This is a genomic window from Mycolicibacterium sp. SMGY-1XX (genome assembly GCF_059132455.1).
Genome location: NZ_CP101139.1, coordinates 4,444,395 through 4,455,240, shown reverse-complemented (window position 1 = coordinate 4,455,240; position 10,846 = coordinate 4,444,395). Strand labels below are relative to the sequence as shown.

10 protein-coding genes are annotated in these 10,846 nt (G+C 69.5%); all 10 read left to right on the top strand.

Annotated features, from left to right (window positions below; genetic code table 11):
- The gene (murD, locus tag NL241_RS21470) at window positions 1–1,491 is read left to right on the top strand and encodes a UDP-N-acetylmuramoyl-L-alanine--D-glutamate ligase (protein WP_494398358.1); all 1,491 of its coding nucleotides are present in this window, start codon (window positions 1–3) and stop codon (window positions 1,489–1,491) included.
- Between the two features lie 7 nt (window positions 1,492–1,498).
- The gene (gene ftsW, locus NL241_RS21465) at window positions 1,499–3,127 is read left to right on the top strand and encodes a putative lipid II flippase FtsW (protein WP_487696803.1); all 1,629 of its coding nucleotides are present in this window, start codon (window positions 1,499–1,501) and stop codon (window positions 3,125–3,127) included.
- Window positions 3,128–3,147: 20 nt separating this feature from the next.
- The gene (murG, locus tag NL241_RS21460; RefSeq protein WP_494394978.1) at window positions 3,148–4,290 is read left to right on the top strand and encodes an undecaprenyldiphospho-muramoylpentapeptide beta-N-acetylglucosaminyltransferase; all 1,143 of its coding nucleotides are present in this window, start codon (window positions 3,148–3,150) and stop codon (window positions 4,288–4,290) included.
- A gap of 35 nt (window positions 4,291–4,325) precedes the next feature.
- On the top strand, window positions 4,326–5,708 hold the full coding sequence (murC, locus tag NL241_RS21455) for a UDP-N-acetylmuramate--L-alanine ligase (RefSeq protein ID WP_487696837.1): 1,383 nt from the start codon (window positions 4,326–4,328) through the stop codon (window positions 5,706–5,708).
- Entirely contained in the window at window positions 5,705–6,586 is an 882-nt protein-coding gene (locus NL241_RS21450) for a cell division protein FtsQ/DivIB (protein WP_487696804.1), read from the top strand. The genes murC and NL241_RS21450 overlap by 4 nt, the downstream gene beginning before the upstream one ends.
- Before the next feature lie 289 nt (window positions 6,587–6,875).
- Window positions 6,876–8,024, top strand: a complete 1,149-nt coding sequence (gene ftsZ / locus NL241_RS21445; protein ID WP_487696805.1) for a cell division protein FtsZ — start codon at window positions 6,876–6,878, stop codon at window positions 8,022–8,024.
- 41 nt (window positions 8,025–8,065) lie between these two features.
- Entirely contained in the window at window positions 8,066–8,773 is a 708-nt protein-coding gene (pgeF, locus tag NL241_RS21440; protein ID WP_494394977.1) for a peptidoglycan editing factor PgeF, read from the top strand.
- Window positions 8,770–9,510 (top strand): YggS family pyridoxal phosphate-dependent enzyme, encoded by a 741-nt coding sequence (locus NL241_RS21435; RefSeq protein WP_494394976.1) that lies wholly within the window; start codon window positions 8,770–8,772, stop codon window positions 9,508–9,510. Before pgeF ends, NL241_RS21435 begins: the two co-directional genes overlap by 4 nt.
- Window positions 9,511–9,587: 77 nt before the next feature.
- A complete protein-coding gene (locus NL241_RS21430; RefSeq protein ID WP_487696808.1) occupies window positions 9,588–10,268 on the top strand; it encodes a cell division protein SepF in 681 nt (226 codons plus the stop codon).
- A 125-nt stretch (window positions 10,269–10,393) separates the two neighbouring features.
- Entirely contained in the window at window positions 10,394–10,684 is a 291-nt protein-coding gene (locus tag NL241_RS21425; RefSeq protein WP_083739524.1) for a YggT family protein, read from the top strand.
- Window positions 10,685–10,846 lie beyond the last annotated feature (162 nt).

Sequence of the window (10,846 nt, the reverse complement as noted above, 5' to 3'; positions counted from 1 at the left end):
GTGCCTGACGTGCCCGAGGACCTGCACCCGCTGGGTCCCGGCGCCCGTGTCCTGGTGGTCGGCGCCGGCGTCACCGGGAAGGCGGTGCTCAAGGCGCTGACCCCGCTGGGAGCGCTGGCCGACCTGACCGACGACCGGCCCATGGCGCTGGAGCCCTTCGCGTTCGACGGGGTGCGGGTGCTCGATGCCGATTCCGCCGTGGACCACATCGCGGACTATGCGTTGGTGGTGACCAGCCCGGGGCTGCCGCCGGTGGCGCCGGTGCTGACCGCGGCCGCCGCCGCGGGGGTGCCGGTGTGGGGGGATGTCGAATTGGCGTGGCGGCTGGATCAGTCCGGTCGCTACGGCCCGCCGCGGAAATGGCTGGTGGTCACCGGTACCAACGGCAAGACCACCACCACCTCGATGCTGCAGGCGATGCTGACCGCCGCGGGCCGGCGCAGTCTGTTGTGCGGCAACATCGGCGACCCCGTGCTCGACGTGCTGGATCAGCCGTCGGAGTTGCTGGCCGTCGAAGCTTCCAGCTTCCAGCTGCATTGGTCGTCGTCGCTGCGGCCGGAGGCCGGGGTGGTGCTCAACATCGCCGAGGACCACCTGGACTGGCACGGCTCACTCGAGCATTACGCGCAGGCGAAGGCAAAGGTGCTCGACGGCCGGGTCGCGGTCGTCGGCCTCGATGACCCGATCGCCGCCGGGCTGCTGGACGCCGCGGCCGCCCCGGTCAAGATCGGCTTCCGACTCGGCGCGCCCGGCCCCGGTGAGTTCGGGGTTCGTGACGGGTGGCTCGTCGATTCGTCGGGCACCGCGCTGGCCCGCGCCGACAGCATCACCGTCGCCGGGCCCGTGGGGGTGCTCAACGCGCTGGCGGCGGCGGCGCTGGCGCGGGCGGTCGACGTGCCGGGCGCTGCGATCGCGGAGGCGCTGGCCGGGTTCCGGGTGGGCCGGCACCGGGCCGAGGTGATCGCGACGGTGGACGGCGTGACCTTCGTCGATGATTCCAAGGCCACCAATCCGCATGCCGCCGAAGCGTCGGTGCTGGCCTACCCCCGGGTCATCTGGGTGGCCGGTGGCCTGCTCAAAGGTGCCTCGGTGGACCAGACGGTGCGCAATGTCGCCGATCGACTGGCCGGGGTGATCCTCCTGGGCCGCGACCGGGCCGTGCTCGCCGAGGCGATATCCCGACACGCGCCCGATGTCCCCGTCGTAGAGGTTGTGACGGGGGAGGATGCTGGGGTGCAAGGGGCCCCTGTTGTTCAAGAGACGAATGTGCCATCTGTGACTCGTGTGATCAGTGCCGCGGTCGCATCCGGCACGTCCGAGGCCTCCCTGGGGGCGCGCGTGATGACGGAGGTCGTCGCCGCCGCCCGCGACCTCGCCCAACCCGGCGACACCGTGCTGCTGGCCCCGGCGGGCGCCTCGTTCGACCAGTTCGCCGGCTACGCCGACCGCGGCAACGCCTTCGCCGGCGCCGTCCGCGCCGTCACCGGGTAACTCGCTGATGGCCAGCATCCTGACCCGGTGGCGGAACAGCGAGCGGCCCGCCACCGACACCGATCACGCCGTCCCGGGCGACACCGCGGACACTGCCGACACCGAACCCACCCCCGTCATCGCCAAAGACGACAACCAGACCCGGAGCGCGAGAGCGACCGCCCGGCTGGCGAAGACGAAATTCGGCTCCTGGCTGTCGCGTCCCATGACGTCGTTTCACCTCATCGTCGCGATCACGGGGCTGCTGATCACCCTGGGCCTGATCATGGTGCTCTCGGCGTCGGGGGTGTACTCCTACGACTCCGACGGCTCGCCGTGGGCGGTGTTCGCCAAGCAGGTGCTCTGGACGGTGATCGGGCTGGTCGCGTTCTACGCGGCGCTGCGGATGCCGGTGAACCTGATGCGACGGCTGGCCTTCCCCGGCTTCGCGTTCACGATCGTTCTCCTGGTTCTGGTGCTCATCCCGGGAATCGGCAAGGTGGCCAACGGTTCTCGCGGCTGGTTCGTGGTGTCGGGCTTCTCGATGCAGCCTTCCGAGCTGGCCAAGATCGCCTTCGCCATCTGGGGTGCCCACCTGCTGGCCACCCGGCGCCTGGAACGCGCGTCGCTCAAGGAGATGCTGGTGCCGCTGGTGCCGGGCGCGGTGATCGCGCTGGCGCTGATCCTGGCCCAGCCCGACCTCGGGCAGAGCGTGTCGATGGGCATCATCCTGCTGGGCCTGCTCTGGTACGCAGGTCTGCCGCTGAAAGTGTTCGTCACCTCGCTGATCTCGGTGATCAGTGCCGCGGCTGTGCTGGCCATGGTCGAGGGCTACCGCTCCGCCCGGGTGCAGTCCTGGCTCGATCCCAGCGCCGACGCCCAGGGTTCCGGTTACCAGGCCCGGCAGGCCCGGTTCGCGCTGGCCAACGGGGGAGTGTTCGGCGACGGCCTGGGACAGGGTGCCGCGAAATGGAACTACCTGCCCAATGCGCACAACGACTTCATCTTCGCGATCATCGGCGAGGAACTCGGGTTCGTCGGCGCCTTCGGGCTGCTGTTGCTCTTCGCGCTGTTCGCCTACACCGGCACCCGCATCGCCAGCCGGTCGGTCGACCCGTTCCTGCGTCTGCTCACCGCCACCGCCACGCTGTGGATCCTGTCCCAGGTGTTCATCAACGTGGGCTACGTCATCGGCCTGCTGCCCGTCACCGGCCTGCAGTTGCCACTGATCTCCGCGGGTGGAACATCAACGTCGACAACACTTCTGATGATCGGCATCATGGCCAACGCGGCCCGGCACGAGCCGGAGGCGGTGGCGGCGCTGCGGGCGGGCCGAGACGACAGGATGAACCGCCTGCTGCGGCTGCCGCTGCCCGAGCCGTATGTGCCCACCCGGGTGGAGGCGCTGCGGGACCGGCTCAGGTCTCGCAGCGGCGGCAAGTCGGCGCCCAAGGCCAGCAGGCCGCAGCAGTCCGCTGCCCGCAAGCCGGCTCGCAAGGCGGTCAAGAAAAGCGCGGTGAGTGATGGGTCACGTCGGCGCACAGGGCATCATGGAGGCGGCCAACGGCGTAGGGTGCCGGAGGCCCCGGCCCGCGCCCGAAGCGGGCGGTCACATGCGATGGCGGAAGGGCGCCGATCCTTGGAAAGGCGCCGGTAGTTGGAAAGACGACGATACGGGTGAACGACTCGGTCACAGGACCGGCCGACGGCGCCCCCATCTCGGTGGTGCTCGCCGGTGGGGGGACGGCCGGCCACGTCGAGCCCGCCATGGCGGTCGCTGACGCGCTGACAGCGCTCGATCCGCGGATCCGCATCACCGCCCTGGGCACCGCGCGGGGTCTGGAGACCCGGCTGGTGCCCGAGCGCGGTTACCACCTCGAACTCATCACGCCGGTGCCGCTGCCGCGCAAACCCACCGGCGATCTGGTCAAACTGCCGATCCGGGTGCGCCGGGCCGTCCGGCAGACCCGCCACGTGCTCGACGACGTCGACGCCGATGTGGTGATCGGTTTCGGCGGCTACGTCGCGCTGCCTGCCTATCTGGCCGCCCGCGGCGGGGTACGCCGGCGCCGGGTGCCGGTGGTGGTCCACGAAGCCAACGCCAGCGCGGGGATCGCCAACAAGGTCGGAGCGCGTTCGGCGCGGCGGGTGCTCTCAGCGGTGCCCGACTCCGGTCTGCGGCACGCCGAAGTGGTGGGTGTGCCGGTTCGGGCGGCCATCACCACACTGGACCGGGCTGCGCTGCGGGCCGAGGCCAGAGCCCATTTCGGGTTCGCCGAACAGACCCCGGTACTGCTGGTGTTCGGCGGCTCCCAGGGTGCGGCCTCACTGAACCGCGCGGTCTCGGCGGCCGCGGGTGCACTCGCCGACCGTGGTGTCGCCGTGCTGCACGCCCATGGGGCCAAGAACACTCTCGAGTTGCGCACCCCCGGCCCGAATGACCCGCCCTACGTCGCGGTGCCCTACCTGAACCGGATGGATCTGGCCTACGCGGCCGCCGACCTGGCCATCTGCCGGTCCGGTGCCATGACCGTGGCCGAGGTGTCGGCGGTGGGCCTGCCCGCGGTGTACGTCCCGCTGCCCATCGGCAACGGCGAGCAACGCCTCAACGCGCTGCCGGTGGTCAGGGCCGGCGGCGGCCTGATGATCAGCGATGCCGAGTTGACGCCGGAATTCGTGGCCGACGTGGTGGGCGGGCTGCTCACCGACCCGGCGCGGCTCTCGGCGATGACGGTCGCGGCCGCGCGGGTCGGACATCGTGATGCGGCCGAGCGGGTGGCCGCCGTCGCGCTCGAGGTGGCGCGGGCGGGCCGCCGGTGAGCGTGCCGCTGCCCGAGGAGCTGCGCCGGGTCCACATGGTGGGCATCGGCGGGGCCGGCATGTCCGGCATCGCCCGGATACTGCTGGACCGCGGTGCCCAGGTGTCCGGTTCGGATGCCAAGGAGTCCCGCGGGGTACTGGCGCTGCGGGCCCGCGGCGCGCAGATCCGGATCGGGCACGACGCGTCCGCGCTGGATATGCTGCCCGGTGGGCCGACCTCCGTCATCACCACCCACGCGGCCATCCCGAAGACCAACCCCGAACTGGTCGAAGCACACCGGCGCGGCATACCGGTTGTGTTGCGGCCGGTGGTGCTGGCCAAGCTGATGGCCGGGCACACCACTGTGCTGGTCAGCGGCACCCACGGCAAGACGAGTACCACCTCGATGCTCATCGTGGCCCTGCAGCACTGCGGCTTCGACCCGTCCTTCGCCGTCGGTGGTGAGCTCGGCGAATCCGGCACCAACGCCCACCACGGCAGCGGCAGCTGTTTCGTCGCCGAGGCCGACGAGAGTGATGCCTCGCTGCTCGAATACACCCCGAATGTCGCCGTGGTCACCAATATCGAGGCCGACCACCTCGACTTCTTCGGCACCGAGGAGGCCTACAGCGCGGTGTTCGACCAGTTCGTCGACCGCATCGTCGCCGGCGGGGCGCTGGTGGTGTGCACCGATGACCCGGGCGCTGCTGCGCTGGCGACGCGGGCACAGGCCGCGGGCGTGCGGGTGCTGCGGTACGGAACCGCCGGTGACCTGGAGGCCACGCTGCTGAACTGGCAGCAACAGGGCACGGGTGCGGTCGCCGAGATCCAGTTGGCGGGGGAGCCGGGTCCGCGTGCGATGCGGCTGTCGGTGCCGGGCCGGCACATGGCACTCAACGCGCTGGCCGCGGTGCTGGCCGCCCGCGAGGTGGGGGCACCGGTCGACGACGTGCTCGACGGCCTGGCCGGTTTCGAGGGAGTGCGGCGCCGGTTCGAGCTCGTCGGCACCGCCAACGGCATCAGGGTCTTTGATGACTACGCGCATCACCCGACGGAGGTGCGGGCCGTGCTGGCCGCGCTGCAGACCGTCACCGAGCACGGTGGCGGCGGCCGGGTGATCGGTGTCTTCCAGCCCCATTTGTATTCGCGCACAAAGACTTTCGCCGCCGATTTCGGTGCCGCCCTGGACGGTGCCGACCGGGCCTTCGTGCTCGATGTGTACGCCGCGCGTGAGCAGCCGATGCCCGGCGTCAGCGGAGCGACGGTGGCCGAGCATGTCAGTGTGCCGGTGACCTACGTGCCGGATCTGTCGGCGGTGGCGCGCACGGTGGCCGAGGTGGCCCGTCCCGGTGACGTCATCGTGACGATGGGCGCCGGGGACGTCACCATGCTGGGCCCCGAGATCGTGACCGAACTGCAGCTGCGGGCAGGCCAGTGAGCCAACCCGACGATCCCGAAGCGCCGCAGGCCGAGTCGGAAGCGCCGGAGGACACCGAAGACCTGGAGGGGCCGCGCCGGCGTGCCCGCCGGGAACGCGCCGAACGCCGGGAAGCCGAGGCCAGGGCCAAGGCGATCGAGGAGGCTCGCCGCGAGGCCAAGCGCAAGGTGCTCGGTGCGGCCGTGGTGGAGAACAAATCGCCGCGCCGCGGCACGGTCCGCGGCCTGAAAGTCGTGCTGTGGACGGTGCTGCTGGCACTGGTGGGTACCGCGCTGGGGTTGATCCTGTATTTCACGCCGCTGATGTCGGCACGCGACATCGTGGTGGTCGGTACCGGCGAGCTCACCCGCGAAGAGGTGGTCGACGTCGCGCAGGTCCGCCCCGGGACGCCGCTGCTGCAGATCAATACCGACGTCGTCGCCGAACGGGTGGCCGCGATCCGGCGCGTCGCCAGCGCGCGGGTGCAGCGCGAGTACCCGTCGACGCTGCGGATCACCATCGTCGAGCGGATCCCGATCGCGGTGAAGGACTTTCCCGACGGGCCGCATCTCTACGACCGCGACGGTGTCGATTTCGCCACCGGTCCGGCGCCGCTGACGCTGCCGTACCTCGATGTGGAGCACCCGGCGCCCAACGACCTGCCCACGCAGGCCGCGCTGGCGGTGCTGACCGCGTTGCGCCCCGAGGTCGCCGGCCAGGTGGCGCGTGTCGCGGCGCCGTCGGTGGCGTCGATCACGCTGACCCTGACCGATGGGCGGGTCGTGGTGTGGGGGACCGAGGACCGGACCCAGGAGAAGGCCGACAAGCTGGCCGCGCTGCTGACGCAACCCGGCCGCACCTATGACGTGTCCAGCCCCGACCTACCCACCGTCAAATAGGCCGAGCGAGCGTGTTTGTCCGCCGACACGCGGCAATTTCTGTACAAGAGCGTGCGCTCGGCCCCGGGTGAATCCGGGGCTTCGACAAATTCACCCGCGTGTCATCGGCGCGCCTGCGGGGTTGATTCGAGGGTCGGCCCTACCGTTCTGGTTGCGCGGATCTACTTGACATAACTCTAAGCCTATGGTTGAGGTTGAGGGTTTAGGGACACACCTGTAAGGGTCGGGAAGATCCGCTGAACGACAGAACCCACACGGGAAAACGCCCACTCAGGGAGGAAGGCGACCAATGACCCCCCCGCACAACTACCTCGCCGTCATCAAGGTGGTCGGCATCGGCGGCGGCGGCGTCAATGCCGTCAACCGCATGATCGAACAGGGCCTCAAGGGTGTCGAGTTCATCGCCATCAACACCGACGCCCAGGCACTGTTGATGAGCGATGCCGACGTCAAGCTCGACGTCGGTCGTGATTCGACCCGCGGACTCGGTGCAGGCGCTGACCCGGAGGTCGGCCGCAAGGCCGCCGAAGACGCCAAGGACGAGATCGAGGAGCTGCTCCGCGGCGCCGACATGGTGTTCGTCACCGCAGGTGAAGGCGGTGGCACCGGTACCGGCGGCGCGCCCGTCGTGGCCACCATCGCCCGCAAGCTGGGCGCCCTGACCGTCGGTGTGGTGACGCGGCCGTTCTCGTTCGAGGGCAAGCGCCGCAGCAACCAGGCCGAGTCCGGCATCAACGCGCTGCGCGAGAGCTGCGACACGCTGATCGTCATCCCCAACGACCGGCTGCTCCAGATGGGTGACGCCGCGGTGTCGCTGATGGACGCGTTCCGCAGCGCCGACGAGGTGCTGCTCAACGGCGTGCAGGGCATCACCGACCTGATCACCACCCCGGGCCTGATCAACGTCGACTTCGCCGACGTCAAGGGCGTCATGAGCGGCGCGGGCACCGCGTTGATGGGCATCGGCGCCGCGCGCGGCGACGGTCGCGCTCTCAAGGCCGCCGAGATCGCCATCAACTCGCCGCTGCTGGAAGCCAGTATGGAAGGCGCCCAGGGCGTGCTGCTGTCGGTGGCCGGCGGCAGTGATCTGGGTCTGTTCGAGATCAACGAGGCCGCCTCGCTGGTGCAGGACTCGGCACACCCCGACGCCAACATCATCTTCGGTACCGTCATCGACGACTCGCTGGGCGACGAGGTGCGCGTCACCGTCATCGCCGCCGGTTTCGAGACCGGTGCCGCCAGCCGCAAACCCGTCACCGGTGCCACCGGGGTCGGTGGGCAGCAGGTCGCCCAGGGCCGGGCCGGCAAGGTGTCGTCGTCGCTGTTCGAGCCGGCCGACGCGGCCAGCGTCCCGTTGCACACCAACGGCGCCACCGTCAGTGTCGGCGGTGGGGACGACGACGATGACGTCGACGTGCCGCCCTTCATGCGGCACTGACGCATCGTCGTGAAGGTTTGACGCGCCGTGATACTGGGCTCGTGACCGTAACCATCCGCCGCGTCACCACCACGCGGGCCGGCGGCGTCTCGGCGCCGCCGTATGACACCTTCAACCTCGGCGACCATGTGGGCGACGACCCGGCCGCGGTGGCGGCCAACCGCAAGCGCCTCGCCACTGCGATCGGCCTCGATTCCGATCACCTGGTGTGGATGAATCAGGTGCACGGGGACCACGTGGTGCGTGTCGACGAGCCGCGCGGTACCGCTGTCGACGCCACCGATGCGCTGGTGACGACGACGCCCGGGCTGGCGTTGGTGGTCGTCACCGCCGATTGTGTGCCGGTGCTGCTGGGCGACGCCCGCGCCGGGGTGGTGGCCGCCGTACACGCCGGCCGGGTGGGCGCCCGGAAGGGCGTGGTGCCCCGCACCGTCGAGGCCATGACGGCCGCCGGCGCGCATGTCGAGGACATCTCGGTGCTCCTCGGCCCCGCCGTCAGCGGCGTCAACTACGAGGTACCCCAAGCCATGGCCGAAGAGGTCGAGGCCGTTCTGCCGGGTAGCCGCACCGTCACCGCCCGGCGCACCCCGGGTCTGGACCTGCGAGCCGGTCTCCATCGTCAACTGCGGGGCCTCGGCGTCACCGCCATCTCGGTGGACCCGCGGTGCACCGTGGCCGACCGCAACCTGTTCAGCCACCGGCGTGGGGCGCCCACCGGCCGGCTGGCCTCGGTGGTGTGGATGCAATGACGGTCTCCACCCGCGAAACCCAGTTGGCCGAGGCGCTGGCGGGCCTGCGCGCGCGGGTGGCGCGCGCCGCCGAGTCGGCGGGTCGCAGCGCCGACGACATCGAACTGCTGCCGATCACCAAATTCCACCCGGCGTCGGACATCACGATCCTCTCGGAGCTCGGCTGCCGCGAGTTCGGCGAATCCCGCGATCAGGAAGCCACCCGCAAGATCGCCGAACTGGCCGGCCGAATCGCCGAGGGCACGCGCTGGCACATGGTGGGGCAGATCCAGAGCAACAAGGCGCGCCACATCGCGTCGTGGGCGCATGTCGTGCATTCGGTCAGCAGCCGGAAAGTGGTCAACGCGTTGGCCCGTGGCGCGGAGGCGGCGCTGGCCGACGGCGGGCGCTCGGAGGCGTTGCAGGTCTATCTGCAGCTCAGCCTCGATGGTGACGAATCGCGCGGCGGCGTGGACATCAACGCACCGGAGCGGATCGATGAGCTGTGTGCGGCCGTATCTGCAACGGAGGCATTGCAATTCGTGGGTTTCATGGCGATCCCGCCGCTGCAGGCCGACCCGGATGAGGCCTTCGCCAGGTTAGAGGCCGAGCGCGCTCGGGTACAGGCCCGATATCAGCACCGCCTCGGTCTGTCGGCCGGCATGTCCGATGACCTCGAGGTGGCAGTCAAACATGGTTCAACGTGTGTGCGTGTCGGAACCGCTCTTCTGGGACCTCGACCGCTAACGTCACCGTGAGTAGTCACTCCAGTCACAACTTCATCACACGCACCACATATCTTTTCAGGTCCTAAAGACTTCCGAGAGGTCACGCAATGAGCACACTGCACAAGGTCAAGGCCTACTTCGGGATGGCTCCGCTGGAGGACTACGACGACGAGTACTACGAAGACGACGATCGTGGTGCCTCGCGCGGATACTCGCGCCGCACTGAGCGTTTCGCCGACGGGGGAGACTTTCCGGCGGGTTACGAGCGGGACCGCTACGGCGACCGGATGGATCCGCGGGATCGCGAATACGACGATCCCCGGGACCTGCGCGACCCGCGCGATGCCGAGTACGCGCCCGGCTACCGCGGCGCCTACGCCGACGAGGCCCGCTTCCGTCCGCGCGAATTCGAGCGTCCCGCACCCCGTCTCGGTGGTCTGCGCGGTGGCAGCACCCGCGGCGCCCTGGCCATGGATCCCCGCCGGATGGCCGAACTCTTCGAGGCAGGTAGCCCGATGTCCAAGATCACCACGCTGCGTCCCAAGGACTACAGCGAAGCCCGCACCATCGGCGAGAAGTTCCGCGACGGCAACCCGGTGATCATGGACCTGGTCTCGATGGACAACGCCGACGCCAAGCGGCTGGTCGACTTCGCCGCCGGCCTGGCCTTCGCGCTGCGCGGCTCCTTCGACAAGGTGGCCACCAAAGTGTTCCTGCTGTCGCCGGCCGACGTGGAGGTCACTCCCGAAGAGCGCCGCCGGATGGCCGAGGCGGGCTTCTACTCCTGACGGGTTCGGTTTCACCGCCCCGGCGTTGCATCGGTAGGCTGGCGGGGTCGTTCTTCGCCGACGATCCCCGCCTCTCGAGGCGGTGTCGGCAACATCACACTCCTCGTCAGTAAGGTCGGCTCTCGTTGGCGCTCTTCTTCGAAATCCTGGGCTTCGCGCTGTTCGTCTTCTGGCTGCTGTTGATCGCCCGGGTCGTCGTCGAGTTCATTCGCTCGTTCAGTCGGGACTGGCACCCGCGCGGTTTCACCGTGGTGGTGCTGGAGATCATCATGACGGTCACCGATCCGCCGGTGAAGCTGTTGCGCAGGCTGATCCCGCAGCTGACCATCGGCGCGGTCCGCTTCGATCTCTCGATCATGGTGCTGCTGCTGCTGGCGTTCATCGGTATGCAGCTGGCCTTCGGCGCCGCGGTCTGATTCCGCCGGCCGGGCCGGCAGCAGGCGTCTGACGTCGACGTTTGTCGACGATTCAGCATGTTCACACCTGGTGGACACCATTTTTTGAAAATCGTTCTTAATTATCGGCCTGATCCGCAACCGCCGGGTCGGGTGTGACAGGATGGACGCCAGTTACAGCAC